The organism is Streptomyces sp. NBC_01171 (genome assembly GCF_045039805.1).
In the GTDB taxonomy this organism is placed as follows: Bacteria; Actinomycetota; Actinomycetes; order Streptomycetales; family Streptomycetaceae; genus Streptomyces.
This window is the reverse complement of the sequence record NZ_CP108609.1, coordinates 3191842-3208293: the sequence shown is the minus strand read 5'-3', so window position 1 is coordinate 3208293 and position 16452 is coordinate 3191842. Positions and strand designations below refer to the sequence as shown.

16 protein-coding genes are annotated in these 16452 nt (G+C 71.5%); 8 read left to right on the top strand and 8 right to left on the bottom strand.

Going from position 1 to position 16452, the window contains the following annotated elements; all coding sequences use genetic code 11:
• Window position 1: 1 nt before the first annotated feature.
• Entirely contained in the window at window positions 2–1045 is a 1044-nt protein-coding gene (locus OG448_RS14695; protein ID WP_405554154.1) for a phosphotransferase, read from the bottom strand.
• Between the two features lie 505 nt (window positions 1046–1550).
• On the opposite strand from OG448_RS14695, the gene pdhA reads away from it, so the two are divergent.
• Genes pdhA through OG448_RS14680 form a run of 3 tightly spaced genes read left to right on the top strand, consistent with a single transcriptional unit; the run spans window position 1551 to window position 5110 of the window.
• Window positions 1551–2741, top strand: a complete 1191-nt coding sequence (gene pdhA, locus OG448_RS14690; protein WP_405554152.1) for a pyruvate dehydrogenase (acetyl-transferring) E1 component subunit alpha — start codon at window positions 1551–1553, stop codon at window positions 2739–2741.
• A 1-nt stretch (window position 2742) separates the two neighbouring features.
• A complete protein-coding gene (locus tag OG448_RS14685) occupies window positions 2743–3720 on the top strand; it encodes an alpha-ketoacid dehydrogenase subunit beta (RefSeq protein ID WP_405554150.1) in 978 nt (325 codons plus the stop codon).
• Window positions 3721–3730: 10 nt separating this feature from the next.
• Window positions 3731–5110, top strand: coding sequence for a dihydrolipoamide acetyltransferase family protein (locus OG448_RS14680; protein WP_405554148.1), 1380 nt, complete (start codon window positions 3731–3733; stop codon window positions 5108–5110).
• A 109-nt stretch (window positions 5111–5219) separates the two neighbouring features.
• On the opposite strand, the gene OG448_RS14675 is transcribed toward OG448_RS14680, so the two are convergent.
• Window positions 5220–6116 (bottom strand): D-alanyl-D-alanine carboxypeptidase family protein, encoded by an 897-nt coding sequence (locus tag OG448_RS14675; protein WP_391297298.1) that lies wholly within the window; start codon window positions 6114–6116, stop codon window positions 5220–5222.
• Window positions 6117–6329: 213 nt separating this feature from the next.
• Between OG448_RS14675 and OG448_RS14670 the strand changes: the two genes are divergently transcribed.
• Together OG448_RS14670 and OG448_RS14665 are read left to right on the top strand one after the other, a co-directional pair.
• A complete protein-coding gene (locus tag OG448_RS14670; protein ID WP_405554146.1) occupies window positions 6330–6980 on the top strand; it encodes a GntR family transcriptional regulator in 651 nt (216 codons plus the stop codon).
• A complete protein-coding gene (locus OG448_RS14665; RefSeq protein WP_405554144.1) occupies window positions 6977–8281 on the top strand; it encodes a nitrate/nitrite transporter in 1305 nt (434 codons plus the stop codon). Before OG448_RS14670 ends, OG448_RS14665 begins: the two co-directional genes overlap by 4 nt.
• A gap of 7 nt (window positions 8282–8288) precedes the next feature.
• Here OG448_RS14665 and OG448_RS14660 read toward each other — a convergent pair whose 3' ends face one another.
• Window positions 8289–9020, bottom strand: a complete 732-nt coding sequence (locus tag OG448_RS14660; RefSeq protein ID WP_405554143.1) for an SAM-dependent methyltransferase — start codon at window positions 9018–9020, stop codon at window positions 8289–8291.
• A 49-nt stretch (window positions 9021–9069) separates the two neighbouring features.
• The gene (locus tag OG448_RS14655; protein WP_405554141.1) at window positions 9070–9894 is read right to left on the bottom strand and encodes a maleylpyruvate isomerase family mycothiol-dependent enzyme; all 825 of its coding nucleotides are present in this window, start codon (window positions 9892–9894) and stop codon (window positions 9070–9072) included.
• A gap of 197 nt (window positions 9895–10091) precedes the next feature.
• Between OG448_RS14655 and OG448_RS14650 the strand changes: the two genes are divergently transcribed.
• Window positions 10092–10886, top strand: coding sequence for a carbon-nitrogen family hydrolase (locus OG448_RS14650; RefSeq protein ID WP_405554139.1), 795 nt, complete (start codon window positions 10092–10094; stop codon window positions 10884–10886).
• A 3-nt stretch (window positions 10887–10889) separates the two neighbouring features.
• Here OG448_RS14650 and OG448_RS14645 read toward each other — a convergent pair whose 3' ends face one another.
• Entirely contained in the window at window positions 10890–11384 is a 495-nt protein-coding gene (locus OG448_RS14645) for an LURP-one-related/scramblase family protein (protein ID WP_405554137.1), read from the bottom strand.
• Window positions 11385–11416: 32 nt separating this feature from the next.
• Window positions 11417–12406, bottom strand: coding sequence for a GlxA family transcriptional regulator (locus OG448_RS14640; RefSeq protein WP_405554135.1), 990 nt, complete (start codon window positions 12404–12406; stop codon window positions 11417–11419).
• Window positions 12407–12457: 51 nt separating this feature from the next.
• Between OG448_RS14640 and OG448_RS14635 the strand changes: the two genes are divergently transcribed.
• Both OG448_RS14635 and OG448_RS14630 read left to right on the top strand, forming a co-directional pair.
• Window positions 12458–12853: a cupin domain-containing protein gene (locus OG448_RS14635; protein WP_405554133.1), complete on the top strand. Its 396-nt coding sequence runs from the start codon at window positions 12458–12460 to the stop codon at window positions 12851–12853.
• 31 nt (window positions 12854–12884) lie between these two features.
• Window positions 12885–14714 carry a thioredoxin-like domain-containing protein gene (locus OG448_RS14630; RefSeq protein ID WP_405554132.1) on the top strand — a complete coding sequence of 610 codons (1830 nt, stop codon included), beginning with the start codon at window positions 12885–12887 and terminating at the stop codon, window positions 14712–14714.
• Window position 14715: 1 nt separating this feature from the next.
• On the opposite strand, the gene OG448_RS14625 is transcribed toward OG448_RS14630, so the two are convergent.
• Window positions 14716–14970, bottom strand: a complete 255-nt coding sequence (locus OG448_RS14625; protein WP_391297317.1) for a DUF6458 family protein — start codon at window positions 14968–14970, stop codon at window positions 14716–14718.
• Window positions 14971–15064: 94 nt separating this feature from the next.
• Window positions 15065–16375, bottom strand: coding sequence for a M18 family aminopeptidase (locus OG448_RS14620; protein ID WP_405554130.1), 1311 nt, complete (start codon window positions 16373–16375; stop codon window positions 15065–15067).
• Window positions 16376–16452 lie beyond the last annotated feature (77 nt).

Genomic DNA, 16452 nt, shown 5'->3' with positions numbered 1-16452 from the left:
CTCAGCTCGTGAAGGCGTCGCACACCGCGTCGTACTCCCGGGTCCACCACACCGCGAGCGCGGAGGCGGCCGGGAACTGGCGGTCGGCGCGGGTGTCACCGCGCTCGTAGTGCCAGCGCAGCATCCAGAAGTCGTTCAGGCGCTCCCACCACACCCGGTGCACGGCCGCCGCCAGCTCCGAGGGGGTGGCGCGCGCCGCGCGCCGGTACGCCCGCGCGTACGCCCGCGCCTTGGGCAGGTCCAGCATCCCCGCGGGCCGTACGAAGAAGATCGCGGCGGCGCGTACGGCCTCCTCGGCGCGGGGCTGCACCCCCAGGCGGTCCCAGTCGACGATGGCGGCGGGGGTGCCGCCCCGGTAGAGCAGGTTGAACGGGTGGAAGTCGCCGTGCACCCAGCCCACCGGGCCGCCGCGCGGCGGGCGGCGGTCGGTGTGCTGCTCCAGCAGTGACCGGCGTTCCAGCAGGCGGTGGCGGGCCAGGTCGTCGAAGGCGTCGGCGGGCCTGTGGCGGTGGACGTGGCCGAGCAGGTCGTCGATGAGGGCGAAGGTGTCGGCCGGGTCGGCGCTCTCCACCGGGTGCGGGCTCGTGGCCGGGCGGGTGCGCCCCTTGGGCGGCATCACGCGCTCCAGACAGGCGTGCACGGCGCCCAGCAGCGCGCCCAGGCGCGCGCTCTCGGAGCGGGTGAGCTGGCCGCCGTGCAGATGCCCGCCGTCGATCCAGGGGTGCAGGGCGTACGCGTGCCCGCCGACCACCGCGACCGTACGGCCCTCGCGGTGGGTGAGCGGCGGGACGGCCGGGACGCCGACCTCGGCGAGGCGCTGGGTGGCCAGGTGGCGGCGCTCGATGGCGTCGGGGTCGGCGGTGTCGGGGTCGAAGTGGTGCTTGAGGAAGTACCGGCCCCGCGTGGTGCGCACCCGGAAGCCCCGGTTGAGCAGGCCCTGGTCGACCGGTTCGCAGGCGAGGGCCGTACCGGCTCCGTACAGGGGTAACAAGGTGCCGAGCGGGGGCGCGTGGGGCACGACGGGTGGTACACGAAGGCGCTGCACGCGCCGATGCTAGGGCACGAAAAGCCCCCGTGAGCTGGGGGTTGTCACAGGCAGTCGTCGGCGGTCGCATTCGGTCACTCGGGGTGTCGCCGTGAACGTCCCCGTGTGCCCGGAAGCGCAATTCGCGAGCGGCGCGAAAGAAATCCGCGACTGTCCGCGGTGACGCGCCGGGACTCTTCCTTTGAGCTGGGTGGGCGGGATAACGTGCCGTTGCTCCGGCCTCCTGCAAGGCTGTGACCAGGCAACTTCCGGGCCGTGTCGATTTACTTGGAAATCCAAGCAAAATCGCAGGTCAGGTGGGGTTTCACAGAAATGTGGAGCACTGGGTAACGTTAAAAGCCGCAGGCGCTCGCCGGGGCACCTGTCACGCCTGTTCCCGGCCGAGCGGCACCCACCCCGTGCCCGGTGGTCGAGAAGAGGTGGCCGCTCCCCCCGGCTCCGACCGAGCAAGGGGGAACCCAGGCTCACCGGCAACCCCGTGGGCCGGAACGACGGAGGAGCACACGTGACCGTGGAGAGCAGTGCCGCGCGCAAGCCGCGACGCAGCGCCGCAGGCAAGACCGGTACCGCCGGTACCGGGCGCAGCACCCGCAGCACCGCGAAGCAGGGCACCGAGCCGGAGCTGGTGCAGCTCCTGACGCCGGAGGGCAAGCGGGTCAAGAACGCCGAGTTCGACGCCTACGTCGCCGGCATCACCCCCGAGGAGCTGCGCGGTCTGTACCGCGACATGGTGCTCACCCGCCGCTTCGACGCGGAGGCGACCGCCCTCCAGCGCCAGGGCGAGCTGGGCCTGTGGGCCTCGCTGCTCGGCCAGGAGGCCGCCCAGATCGGCTCCGGCCGCGCCACCCGCGAGGACGACTACGTCTTCCCGACCTACCGCGAGCACGGCGTCGCCTGGTGCCGCGGGGTCGACCCGACCAACCTGCTCGGCATGTTCCGGGGTGTGAACAACGGTGGCTGGGACCCGAACGGCAACAACTTCCACCTGTACACGATCGTCATCGGCTCGCAGACGCTGCACGCCACCGGCTACGCGATGGGCGTGGCCAAGGACGGCGCCGACTCGGCCGTGATCGCCTACTTCGGCGACGGCGCGTCCAGCCAGGGCGACGTGGCGGAGTCGTTCACCTTCTCCGCGGTCTACAACGCCCCGGTCGTGTTCTTCTGCCAGAACAACCAGTGGGCGATCTCCGAGCCCACCGAGAAGCAGACCCGCGTCCCGCTCTACCAGCGCGCCCAGGGCTACGGCTTCCCCGGCGTCCGGGTCGACGGCAACGACGTGCTGGCCTGCCTCGCCGTGACCCGCTGGGCGCTGGAGCGCGCCCGCAATGGCGAGGGCCCGACCCTGGTCGAGGCGTTCACCTACCGGATGGGCGCCCACACCACCTCCGACGACCCCACGCGCTACCGGCACGACGACGAGCGCGTCGCCTGGGAGGCGAAGGACCCGATCCTGCGCCTGCGCGCCTACCTGGAATCCTCGAACCACGCGGACGACGGATTCTTCGCGGACCTGGAGAACGAGTCCGAGGCGTTGGGCAGGCGAGTGCGGGAAGCGGTCCGCGCCATGCCGGACCCGGACCGATTCGCCATCTTCGAGAACGTGTACGCGGACGGGCACGCGCTCGTCGACGAGGAGCGCGCCCAGTTCGCCGCCTACCAGGCGTCGTTCGCGGACGCGGAAGGGGGCAACTGACATGGCCGAGAAGATGGCTCTGGCCAAGGCGATCAACGAGTCGCTGCGGCGCGCGCTGGAGACCGACCCCAAGGTCCTGGTCATGGGCGAGGACGTCGGCAAGCTCGGCGGTGTCTTCCGGGTGACCGACGGCCTCCAGAAGGACTTCGGCGAGGAGCGGGTCATCGACACCCCGCTCGCCGAGTCCGGCATCGTCGGCACCGCGATCGGTCTCGCCCTGCGCGGCTACCGCCCGGTGGTCGAGATCCAGTTCGACGGCTTCGTCTTCCCGGCGTACGACCAGATCGTCACCCAGCTCGCGAAGATGCACGCCCGCTCGCTGGGCAAGGTCAAGATGCCCGTCGTCATCCGCATCCCCTACGGCGGCGGCATCGGCGCGGTGGAGCACCACTCCGAGTCCCCCGAGGCGCTGTTCGCGCACGTGGCCGGCCTCAAGGTGGTCAGCCCGTCCAACTCCTCGGACGCCTACTGGATGATGCAGCAGGCCATCCAGAGCGACGACCCGGTGATCTACTTCGAGCCCAAGCGGCGCTACTGGGACAAGGGCGAGGTCGACCCCGAGCTGATCCCCGGCCCGCTGCACAAGGCGCGCGTGGTCCGCGAGGGCACCGACCTGACGCTGGCCGCGTACGGGCCGATGGTCAAGCTCTGCCAGCAGGTGGCCGACGCGGCCGCCGAGGAGGGCAGGTCGCTGGAGGTGCTCGACCTCCGCTCGGTCTCCCCGCTGGACTTCGACACCATCCAGACCTCGGTCGAGAAGACCCGCCGTCTGGTGGTCGTCCACGAGGCGCCGGTGTTCCTCGGCTCCGGTGCGGAGATCGCCGCGCGGATCACCGAGCGGTGCTTCTACCACCTGGAGGCGCCGGTGCTCCGGGTCGGCGGCTATCACGCCCCGTACCCGCCGGCACGCCTGGAGGACGAGTATCTGCCGGGCCTGGACCGGGTGCTCGACGCCGTCGACCGCGCCCTTGCGTACTGAGGAAGGTTTCGTGACGACGATGACGGAAGCTTCCGTGCGCGAGTTCAAGATGCCGGACGTGGGCGAGGGGCTCACCGAGGCCGAGATTCTCAAGTGGTACGTGCAGGTCGGGGACACGGTCACCGACGGCCAGGTGGTGTGCGAGGTCGAGACCGCCAAGGCGGCCGTCGAACTCCCCATCCCCTACGACGGGGTGGTGCGCGAGCTGCGCTTCGCCGAGGGCACGACGGTCGACGTGGGTACGGCGATCATCGCGGTGGACGTGTCGGGCGGTGCGGCTCCCGAGCCGGCGCCGGCCGCTCCTGCCGAGCCCGCTCCCGCCGAAGAGGCCGAGCCGCAGGGCCGTACGCCGGTGCTGGTCGGGTACGGCGTGGCCGCCTCCTCCACCAAGCGGCGTCCCCGCAAGGGGTCCGAGGTGCCCGCGGCCGCCGCGCAGGCGGTGCAGGCCGAGCTGAACGGGCACGGCGCCGCCGCCCCCGTGAAGGAGCGCCCGCTGGCCAAGCCGCCGGTGCGCAAGCTGGCCAAGGACCTGGGCGTCGACCTGGCGCTGGTCACCCCGTCCGGGCCGGACGGCATCATCACCCGCGAGGACGTGCACGCGGCGGTGGCCCCGGCGGAGCCCGTGGTGGAAGCCCCGGCCCCGGCCCCGGCTGCCGTGCCCGCGCCCGCCGTTGCGGTGTACGACTCCGCGCGGGAGACGCGTATCCCGGTCAAGGGGGTCCGCAAGGCGACCGCGCAGGCGATGATCGGCTCGGCGTTCACGGCGCCGCACGTCACGGAGTTCGTGACGGTGGACGTGACGCGGACGATGAAGCTGGTCGAGGAACTGAAGCAGGACAAGGAGTTCCAGGGGCTGCGGGTGAACCCGCTGCTGCTGATCGCCAAGGCCCTGCTGGTCGCGATCAAGCGCAACCCCGAGGTCAACGCCTCCTGGGACGAGGCGGCCCAGGAGATCGTGCTCAAGCACTACGTCAACCTGGGCATCGCGGCGGCGACTCCGCGCGGGCTGATCGTCCCGAACATCAAGGACGCGCAGGACAAGACGCTCCCGCAGTTGTCCTCGGCGCTGGGCGAGCTGGTGACCACGGCCCGCGAGGGCAAGACGTCCCCGGCGGCGATGCAGGGCGGCACGGTGACCATCACCAACGTGGGCGTCTTCGGCGTCGACACCGGCACGCCGATCCTCAACCCCGGCGAGTCCGCGATCCTCGCCGTCGGCGCGATCAAGCTCCAGCCGTGGGTCCACAAGGGCAAGGTCAAGCCCCGCCAGGTGACCACCCTCGCCCTCAGCTTCGACCACCGCCTGGTCGACGGCGAACTCGGCTCCAAGGTCCTGGCAGATGTCGCGGCAATTCTGGAACAGCCGAAGCGGTTGATCACCTGGGCGTGAAGAACCAATTCCCCTTGCGTGTTCCGTAGGGGGAAAGGCCGGCCGGTTCTGCGAAAAGGGCCCGCCGTCACGGAGTTCTCCGTGACGGCGGGCCCTTTGGTGTTCGGGACTACTTCGTGAAGCCGTAGTTCAGGATCTTCGTCGCGTCCGTGCCGCGCTGGGTGACGGAGGACGACGCGAGAACCGTGCCGATGACCGTCTTGCCGTTGCGGGTGGCGGCGAAGACGAGGCAGTACTTGGCCTCGGGGCCGGAGCCGGTCTTGACGCCGATGGTGCCGCTGTAGCTGCTCAGCAGCGTGTTGGTGTTGGTCCACGCCTTCATCGTGCGCGTGCTGCCGGTCTTGGTGACCGTCTTCGCCGTGTACGACTTGGTCTTGACGATCGCGCGGAAGTTGGCGTTCTTCATCGCACTGCTGGCGATCTTCGTCAGGTCGCGCGGGGTCGAGTAGTTCGAGCCCTTGCCGATGCCGTCGAAGGAATCGAAGTGCGTGTTCTTCAGGTTGAGAGCCTTCGCGGCGGAGTTCATCTTGCCGAGGAAGGAGTTCACGCGCGCGGTGTGGCTGCTGCCCGAGCCGTACTTGTCCGCGAGGACGTACGCGGCGTCGCAGCCGGACGGCAGCATCAGCCCGTACAGGAGCTGGCGGACGGTGACCTTGTCGCCCACGATCAGACCGGCCGAGGACGCGTTGTTGGCGACGATGTAGTCGCTGGCGCCCTTGGGGATCGTGACCTTGGTGTCCAGGTTCAGGTTCGGCTGCGCCAGCACGACCTTCGCGGTCATGATCTTGGTGGTGGAACCCGTGGAGCGCCGGGTGTCCGCGGCCTTGGTGTACAGCGACGCACCGGTGGAGTTGTTCATCGCGTAGCCACCCGCGGCCACGATCGAAGGCGCGGAGGCGGCCTGCGCGGGCGCTGCGGTGAGGGCACTGGTGGTGAGCAGCGCGCCGGACGCGACGGCGACGGCGGCGGCCCTGCGGAGGGAGGAGCCCTTGATGCCGGTAATCAAAGCGAAATACCTCGATTGTCTGAAATGCCCTGGGAATGCGGCCTAGTTGAGGTGCCCTGAAAGGAGAGCCGCACCTGTGTGACAAGTGAACGGCCCCCATGGTTGCACTTCGGCGGAAGGAAATTTCCGGCGTTCCGCTGACGCCCCCTCACCCCAGGTCCGCATGCTGGACCACCCTGCCCCCTGTCCGCCTGTTGTATCTATCCTGTGGGCATGCAAACGGCCACCAGGCAGCCACCCGCCGCCGACCGCGTCTACACCCACGTCAAGCAAGGCGTTCTCGACCGCCGGTACGAGGGCGGAACCCTGCTCACCGAGGGCGAGCTGGCCGAGGCGGTGGGAGTGTCCCGTACCCCCGTCCGCGAGGCGCTGCTGCGGCTGGAGGCCGAGGGGCTGATCCGGCTGTACCCGAAGAAGGGCGCGCTGGTGCTGCCGGTCTCCGCGCAGGAGATCGCCGACGTGGTGGAGACCCGCCTGCTGGTCGAGGAGCACGCCGCCCGCAAGGCGGTCCCCGCGCCGCCCGCCCTGCTGGACCGGCTCGCCGAGCTGCTCCAGCGGCAGCGGGAGCAGGCCGCGGCGGGCGACTTCGCCGCCGCCGCCGTCACCGACCGCTGCTTCCACGCCGAGATCGTGCGCAGCGGCGGCAACGAGATCCTCTCCCGCCTCTACGACCAGCTCCGCGACCGCCAGCTCCGGATGGGCGTCGCCGTGATGCACTCGCACCCCGACCGGATCGCCAAGACCCTCACCGAGCACGCCGAGATCCTCCACGCGCTGCGCGCCGGGGACGCGGAGGCGGCGGTCGGCCTGGTGCACCGGCACGTCGGCTGGTTCTCCGGGCTGGCGCGCGGGGAGGTCCGATGAGCCGGGCCACGACCACCCTGCCGGGTGACCCGCCGGGCGGCCGCCGGGCCGTCGCCGTGTGGTCCATAGGCGTCGCGGTCTACTTCGTCGCCGTCATCTTCCGCACCTCGCTCGGCGTGGCCGGCCTGGACGCCGCCGACCGCTTCCACGTGAACGCCTCGGCGCTGTCGACGTTCTCGATCCTCCAGTTGCTCGTGTACGCGGGCATGCAGATACCCGTCGGCCTGCTGGTGGACCGGCTCGGCACGAAGAAGGTGCTGTGCCTGGGCGCGGTGCTGTTCACGGCCGGGCAGCTCGGCTTCGCCTTCTCCCCGTCGTACGGCACCGCCCTCGCCTCCCGTGCGCTGCTGGGCTGTGGGGACGCGATGACGTTCATCAGCGTGCTGCGACTCGGCACCCGCTGGTTCCCGGCCCGGCGCGGGCCCTTCGTCGCGCAGCTCGCCGGGCTGGTCGGCATGGCGGGCAACCTCGTCTCCACCCTGGTGCTGGCCCGGCTGCTGCACGGGCTCGGCTGGACCCCGGCGTTCGCGGGCAGCGCGCTCGCGGGTGTGGTCGTGCTGGTGCTGACGCTGCTGTTCCTCAAGGACCACCCCGAGGGGCACGAGCCGGCGCCCTTCCCGCACCAGGGCGCCGCTTATGTACGCCGGCAGATCGCGGAGGCGTGGCGGGAACCCGGTACCCGGCTGGGGATGTGGGTGCACTTCACCACCCAGTTCCCGGCGATGGTCTTCCTGCTGCTGTGGGGGCTGCCGTTCCTGGTGCAGGCGCAGGGGCTCAGCCGGGCCACCGCGGGTGAGCTGCTCACCCTGGTCGTGCTCTCCAACATGGTGATCGGGCTCGTCTACGGCCAGGTCGTCGCCCGGCACCACGCGGCCCGGCTCCCGCTGGCACTCGGTACGGTCGCCGCGACCGCCGTCATGTGGGCGCTGACCCTCGCCTGGCCGGGCGCGCACGCGCCGATGGCGCTGCTGCTGGTGCTGTGCGTGGTGCTGGGTGCGTGTGGTCCCGCCTCCATGCTCGGCTTCGACTTCGCCCGCCCCGCCAACCCGCCCGAGCGTCAGGGCACCGCCTCCGGCATCACCAACATGGGCGGTTTCATCGCCTCCATGACCACCCTCTTCGCCATCGGCGTCCTCCTGGACGCCACCGGCGACGACTACTCCGTCGCCTTCTCCGCCGTCTTCGTCCTCCAGGCCCTCGGCCTCACCCAGATCCTCCGCCTCCGTGGCCGCGCGGCCCGCCGCGAACGCGAACGCCTGGTGGCCAGCAGGGTGGAAACGGTGCACGTGCCCGCGGCGTAGCCGGCTCTCAGCGCTGGACCGGTACCAGCGTCAGGTACGCCATCCCCAGGACCCCCCGGTAGCTCATCCACTGGGCCCGGTGGCGGTCCAGGCGTTCGCGGACCTCGGTGGCGTCCGGGTGGGCGGCGAGCCAGACCTCCTGGTCGGCCTGGTAACCCGACTCGAAGTGCTCCCACTCCGACAGGGTCGCCGTTTCCGTCCACTCGGGGCGGAAGCCCGCCGCCACGGCGAGGTCGAGGAGTTCGGCGAGGCTGAGGTGGTCGTCGGCGCGGGCGCCCGGCCACATGCCCGCCAGCTCGGTCTCCGTGGGCGGGCGTTCCCAGAAGCCCTCGCCCAGCAGGACGCGGCCGCCGTCGGAGACCAGCCGGCGGAGGGCGTGGAGGGCCTTTGCCGTGGGGCAGTCGGCGTCGGACAGGGCCTGGCTCGCGCCCAGGCAGAGGACCAGGTCGGCGGGACCGCGCCCGGTGTCGCGCGCGGACTCCGCCAGGAAGGCCACCCGCCCCGCCAGCCCCCGCTCCTCCGCCGACCGGCGCCCGCGCGCGAGGTCGGTCTCGTCGATGTCGATGCCCGTGCCCCGCGCCTCCGGGGCCGCCTCCAGTATCCGGAGCAGCAGCTCGCCCCAGCCGCAGCCGATGTCGAGGACCGTGCGGGGGCGGTTCGCGGCGAGCCGTTCGACGATCGCGGTGGCGCGCCCGGCGGAGAGCGGGCCGTGGAAGGTGAGCCGGGTGTGGGTGGTCATGGCGGGCACGCTAACGGCGCGCCACGACACCGGCATCCGAATAACGGGGTCAGGGCGTGACGGCGAAGTTCCGCAGGATCGCCGCCGTCAGTTCCGGGTCGCCCTCGGCCTTGATGCGGTCGCCCGCGGCCTCCGCGCTGATCCGGCCGCAGGCCAGCCGGAAGTACGTCTCCCAGTCGAGGCTGAAGCTCGCGGCGGGCCCGAGCGCGGGTGCCGTCTCCAGCGTGCCACGGCCCTGGATGTCGACGCGGATCGTGCGCAGGAACTCCACCGGCCCGTGCACGTCGAAGACGATCGCCGAACTGCGCGGCGCCTGAGCCTGCTTGGCGACCACCTTGGGCAGCCCGGCCAGCAGCAGGTCACGGGCGACCAGTGCGCCGGGCGAGTCCAGGTTGCCCGGACGCCCGAGGGCGGTGCGCAGATCCTGCTCGTGCACCCAGACGTCGAACGCCCGCATCCGCATGGCGAGTTCGAGGGTGATCTCCTTGCCCATCGGACCCCGGACGACGGTGTCGGGCTGCCGGGACTCGTTGCGGATCTGGCGGTTGCGCCGGATGACCGTGTACTCCAGTTCCGACGTCATCTCCGGCGCCGTGTGATGGCGGCGCACGTCGACCTGCATCTCCATGTACCGCTGCGACTCGTTGGTGACGTGGAAGAGGTCGCGGGGCAGCGTGTGGATCGGCCGTGGGTCGCCGAGCATCTCGCAGTCCAGCCCGATGACGTGTGAGACCACGTCCCGCACCGACCAGCCGGGGCACGGCGTACGCCGGTTCCACTCGGTCTCGGCCAGCGGGTTCACCAGCTCGGATATCGCGTCGATCGAGTGGTTCCAGGCGTCGGCGTAGGGCTGGAGGGTGGGATGCAGACTCACGGAACGGGACCCCTCGGCGGTCGGTACACGGGCAGAATCGGCGGCTGCACTGGGCGGGTCTGGAAACTCCCCCACGCTCTCGGCTTGCGCGAGGAGGGGGGACCCCCAAGTTACGCTGCTCCGATACCCCCCGGCAGTGCTTTCGTGTGACGATCGTAGGCCCGTGGGAACGACTCGAATGCCAGGACGGTGGTAGTGTGCGCGCCTCGCTGATCCAGATCCGTGTGGACGAGGGCGAATCCGTGGCCGAACGGCGCCTGCGCGCGGCGGACCTCGTGCGCGCCGAGGCGGGTGCCGGCCTCGTGGTGCTGCCCGAGCTGTGGACCACCGGGGCCTTCGCCTACGACGCGTTCGCCACCGAGGCCGAGCCGCTGGAGGGCCCCACGCACGAGGCGATGGCCCAGGCGGCGAAGGACGCGGGCGTCTGGCTGCACGCCGGGTCGATTCCCGAGCGGGACCCCGACGGCACCCTCTACAACACCGCGCTCGTCTTCTCCCCCGCCGGTGAGCTCGCCGCCTCCTACCGGAAGATCCACCGTTTCGGCTTCGACCAGGGCGAGGCCGTGCTGATGGGCGCCGGGCGCGAACCCGTCACCGTCCCCCTGCCGGAGACCACCGTGGGCCTCTCCACCTGTTACGACCTCCGCTTCCCCGAACTCTTCCGCGCCCTCACCGACGCCGGCGCCGAGACCCTGGTCGTCTCCGCGGGCTGGCCCGAGCGCCGGCGTGCCCACTGGACGCTGCTGGCCCAGGCGCGGGCGGTGGAGAACCAGGCGTACGTCGTCGCCTGTGGAACGGCCGGTACGCACGCCGGAGTTCCCCAGGCGGGTCACTCGATCGTGGTGGACCCGTGGGGCGAGGTGCTGGCGGAGGCGGGCCCGGACGAGGAGGTGCTCAGGGTGGAGTTCGACCCGGCGAAGGTCCCGGCGACCCGTGAGCAGTTCCCCGCGCTGAAGGACCGCGTCCTCGGCCTGGAACCGCCCCGCCACTGAGCCTCAGTCGTCCTCCCGCTCCTTCTCCGCCAGGTGGATCACGCAGACCGCCACCGCGATGAGCAGCGCGGGGTCGGCGTCGTCGCGTACGACGTCGACGCCGTAGGTGTCGCGGACGGTGAGCCAGCGGCGGGAGATCACCGCGAGGAGTTCGCCCTGGTACTCGACGGCGAACTCGTGGTCCAGGATCTTGCCGCTGATGTCGAGTTCGGTGCCGTCGACCAGCTCGACACGGTAGTGGTTGCGCAGCAGGGAGAGCCGCTTGCGCCGGACGGTGGCGAGGTCCTCGCCGTCCCGCTGGATCACCATGGTGTCGCGCAGGGCGAACATCTTCTGGTGGATGTCGATCAGGACGTTGCCCGCGGTGTCCTTCAGCTCGAAGGTGTCCCGCAGCCGCATGGCCTTGCCGTCGACGAGGAAGACCTTGCGGCCGTTCTCGTCCTCGATCCAGTAGTCGTCGCCGATGCCCAGCAGCCGGTCGCGCACGAGGAGTCTCATGTCTGAAGCGCTTCCCCGGCGGGAGGCGTTCCTCACCGCGCGGCGGGCCCGAACCGCTTCCGGTAGTCGGAGGGGCTCAGTCCGGTCTCCCGGCGCAGCCGCGCCCGCAGGTTGGCCGCGGTGCCCAGTCCCGAGCGGGCGGCCACCACGTCCAGCCGGGTCTCCCCACGCTCGATCAGACGGCAGGCCAGCGCCACCCGTTCGCCGGTGAGCCAGGCCAGCGGGGTGGTGCCGAGGCGTTCGCGGAAGCGACGGTGCAGGGTGGCGGGGGAGACGGCCGCGCGGGCGGCGAGGTCGGCCACCGTGAGCGGTTCGCCCAGCCGTTCCTGCGCCCAGGCCAGCAGCGGGCCGAGCGAGCCGTCGGGTACCTCGGGCAGCGGGCGTTCCACGAACTGCCGCTGCCCGCCGTCCCGGTGGGCGGCGAAGACCAGGCGCCGGGAGACCGCGTTGGCGATCTCGGCGCCGTGGTCCCGCTGCCACAGGTACAGCCCGAGGTCGAGCGCGGCCGCGCTGCCCGATGCGGAGAGCACGTCCCCGTCGTCGACGAAGAGCACGTCCGGCTCCAGCAGCACCTTCGGGTGCAGCCGCCGGAAGGTGTCGGCCCACCTCCAGTGGGTGGCGGCCCGGCGTCCGTCGAGCAGTCCGGCCTCGGCGAGCGCGAAGGTGCCGGTGCAGAAGCTGACGATCCGGCTGCCCCGCGCGTGAGCGCGCCGGATCGCGTCCCGTACGGGGGCCTCGCGCGGGACCACGTTGTCCGGGCGGCCGGGCACGATCAGGGTGTCCGCGCCGTCCACCGCGTCCAGCCCGGCCAGGTCGGTCAGGGTGAAGAAGCCGTGGTTCATCCGCACCTCGGGGGTCGGCGCGCACACCGTGACCTCGTACAGCGGTGCGGGCAGGCCGAGTTCGGGGCGGGGCAGGCCGAACAGCTCGGTGGCGACGCCGACCTCGAACGGGTTGATGCCGGCGTCCACCAGGACGGCGACCCGGTGGGTGCGCCGCGCCTGCGAGGATTCTTGCGCCATGTGCAATTCCTAGCACTCGTACGGTCCGCCCCCACACCCCACGATGAGCACATGGCAACCGAACAGCCCCGCTCCCTCCCCGACGTCCTCGCCTCCTTCACCGACCGCTGGAGCCCCCGCATCGTCGCGTCGGTCAACGACTACGACGTGCGCGTGGCCAAGGTCGAGGGCGAGCACCTCTGGCACGCGCACGACGACACCGACGAGTTCTTCCTCGTCCTGACCGGCGAACTCCACATCGCGCTGCGCGAGCCGGCCGGTGAGCGCACGGTCGTCCTGCACCAGGGATCGGTCTTCACGGTCCCGCGCGGTACCGAGCACAAGCCGTACGCCCCGGTCCCCACCGAGATCCTGCTCCTCGAACCCACCGGCACCCTGACTGTGGGCGACCGACACGAAGAGGTCCCGGACCATGTGGACGCCACCACCGGCCACACCCTGGACTGAGTCCCGCCCTTCCGGGTGGCACCCTTGAAGCATGAACGACTCCGCTTCTCGACGCGTCCGTGTCCGTGCTCCCGAGCTGGTCGGCAAGGGCGGCTGGCTGAACACCGGCGATCAGCAGTACACCCTGGCCGACCTGCGAGGACGCATCGTCATCCTCGACTTCTGGACGTTCTGCTGCATCAACTGCCTGCACGTCCTGGACGAGCTGCGGGAGCTGGAGGAGCGGCACCGGGACACGGTGGTCGTCGTCGGCGTGCACTCCCCGAAGTTCGTGCACGAGGCCGAGCACCAGGCGGTCGTGGACGCGGTCGAGCGGTACGGCGTGGAGCACCCCGTACTGGACGACCCGGAGCTGGCCACCTGGAAGCAGTACGCGGTACGCGCCTGGCCGACGCTCGTGGTGATCGACCCGGAGGGGTACGTGGTCGCCCAGCACGCCGGTGAGGGGCATGTGCACGCCATCGAGCGGCTGGTCGAGGAGCTGGAGGCCGAGCACGAGGCCAAGGGCACCCTGCGCCGGGGCGACGGCCCCTACGTGGCGCCGGAGCCGGAACCGACCGTGCTGCGCTTCCCCGGCAAGGCGCTGCTGCTGCCCTCGGGGAACTTCCTGGTCAGCGACACCACCCGGCACCGGTTGGTGGAGCTGGCCGAGGACGGCGAGAGCGTGGTGCGCCGGTTCGGCACCGGTGAGCGCGGCTTCGCGGACGGCTCGGCCGAGCAGGCGTCCTTCAACGAGCCGCAGGGTCTGGCGCTGCTGGAGGACGGCTCCGTGGTCGTCGCCGACACCGTGAACCACGCCCTGCGCCGCCTGGACCTCGCCTCCGGCGCGGTCACCACCCTGGCCGGCACCGGCAGGCAGTGGATGCAGGGCGCCCCCACCTCGGGAGCGGCCCGCGAGGTCGCGCTTTCCTCACCGTGGGATGTGGCCCTCTTCGGTGGCAAGGTGTGGATCGCCATGGCGGGCGTGCACCAGCTCTGGACGTACGACCCGGTGGCGAAGACCGTCCAGGTCGCGGCCGGTACCACCAACGAGGGCCTGGTGGACGGGCCCGGCGCCGAGGCGTGGTTCGCGCAGCCCTCTGGGCTCGCGGCGACCGACGAGCGGCTGTGGCTCGCGGACTCCGAGACCTCCGCGCTGCGCTGGGTCGACCTCGACGGCGCGGTGCACACCGCCGTCGGCACCGGCCTGTTCGACTTCGGCCACCGGGACGGCGAGGCCGGGCAGGCCCTGCTCCAGCACCCGCTGGGCGTCACCGCGCTGCCGGACGGCTCAGTCGCCGTCGCCGACACCTACAACCACGCCCTGCGCCGCTATGACCCCGCCACCGGCGAGGTCACCACCCTCGCCACCGACCTGCGCGAGCCCAGCGACGCGGTGCTCGTCGGTGACGACATCGTGGTGGTGGAGTCCGCCCGCCACCGGCTGACCCGGCTGCGCCTGCCCGAGGAGGCGGTCCGCGTGGAGGCGGTCGCCCACCGCACGCAGCGCGCGGCCACCGAGGTCGCCCCCGGCCGGCTGCGGCTGGACGTGATCTTCCAGGCGCCGGCGGGCCAGAAGCTGGACACCCGCTACGGCCCCTCGACCCGGCTGCTGGTCTCCGCCACCCCGCCCGAGCTGCTGCTCAAGGGCGAGGGCGCGGACAGCGACCTGAGCCGGGAGCTGGAGCTGGACCCGGCCGTCACCGAGGGCGTGCTGCACGTCTCCGCGATGGCCGCGTCCTGCGACGACGACCCGGCCAATGAATACCCCGCCTGCCATGTCCACCAGCAGGACTGGGGCGTGCCCGTGCGCCTCGTGGAAGGCGCCACGGACCGTCTGCCCCTGGTGCTGGCGGGACTTGACGAAGGTGACGCGCGGTAGATCAGGCGCCGTAGCCGTCGGTGTAGCCGTCCCGGTGGGTGTGGTGGTGACGTTCCTCCTCGACCACCGGGGTGGTCGGCGGCACCATCACGCGCCTGCGCCGGGCGATCCCGCTGAAGGTCACCAGGCCGATGAGGCCGGTGGCCATGAAGATCACCCCGACGAGGTCGAGGTTGACGCCGCTCATGTGCCAGTCGGTGGCAAATGTGAGGATCGCTCCCACGGCTATGAGGATGATGCATCCGCCGAGGCCCATGAGATCTTGCCTCCCCTAGTAGGTTCCGGAATCTCCGGTCCCGTTCGGCGGGTACCCCCCATCCGGCCGGTTAGCCACCCAACCGGGTTGTCAACTACGCCTCCAGAAAGGCCGTCAGTGCCTCGGCGAGGAGGAACGGGTCCTCGGCGCCGCAGAGTTCACGCGCACTGTGCATGGAGAGGATCGCCACGCCGATGTCCACGGTGCTGATGCCGTGGCGGGCGGCGGTGATGGGGCCGATGGTGGTGCCGCAGGGCATCGAGTTGTTCGAGACGAACGTCTGGAACGGCACCCCGGCCCGCTCGCACGCCGCGGCGAACACCGCGCGGCCCGAACCGTCCGTGGCGTAGCGGTTGTTGACGTTCACCTTGAGGATCGGGCCGCCGTTGATCCGCGGGTGGTGCGTGGGGTCGTGCCGCTCCGCGTAGTTGGGGTGCACGGCGTGCCCGGTGTCGGAGGAGAGGCAGACGGTGCCCGCGAAGGCGCGGGCGCGGTCCTCGTAGGAGCCGCCGCGCGCGAACACCGAGCGCTCCAGCACGCTGCCGAGGAGCGGTCCGTCGGCGCCGGTGTCGGACTGCGAGCCGTTCTCCTCGTGGTCGAAGGCGGCGAGGACCGGGATGTGGGTGAGGGTTTCCCCGGAGGTGGCCGCGGCGATCAGCGCGGCGGTACCGGCGTGCACGGACAGCAGGTTGTCCATCCGGGGCCCGGCGACCAGCTCGCGGTCCCGGCCGAGGTAGGCGGGCGCCTCGACGGGATAGGTCATCAGGTCCCAGCCCGCCACCGAACCGGCCTCCAGCCCGACCTCCTCCTCCAGGAAGGCGATCAGGTCGCCCTCGCCGACGTCGTTCCCGAGGCCCCAGACGGGCTGGAGGTGGCGCTGCTTGTCGAGCTTGAGGCCGTCCACGGAGACCGAGCGGTCCAGGTGGATGGCGAGCTGCGGCACCCGCAGCAGCGGGCGGTCGATGTCGACCAGGACCGAGCCGCCGTCGCGCAGGGTGAGCCGGCCGGCCAGGCCCAGGTCGCGGTCGAGCCAGGAGTTCATCAGCGGGCCGCCGTAGATCTCCACCGCGACCTGGCGCCAGCCGTGCGCGCCGCTGTCCGGTTCGGGCTTGACCCGGAGGTTCGGGGAGTCGGTGTGCGCGCCGACGATCCGGAACGGGGTGTGCGGGGCCGCGCCCTCGGGGACGTACCAGGCGATGACCGCGCCGCCGCGCAGCACGTACCGTCCCCCGCTGCCGGTGCCCGCGGGGGTGTCCCACGCCTCGGTCTCGGTGACCTGGGTGAAGCCGGCGTCCTCCAGCCGTGCGGCGACGTTCGCCACGGCGTGGTACGGCGTCGGGCTCGCCGCCAGGAAGGCCATCAGGTCGTCGGTGTGGCCGCGGTCGAAACGGGACGGTGCGCTCATGGCGTTTACCTTAACGACGAGCGCGGGCCCGCTCTCCGGAAGGAGGAAGCGGGCCCGCGCCGGGTTTTCTCGAGGAG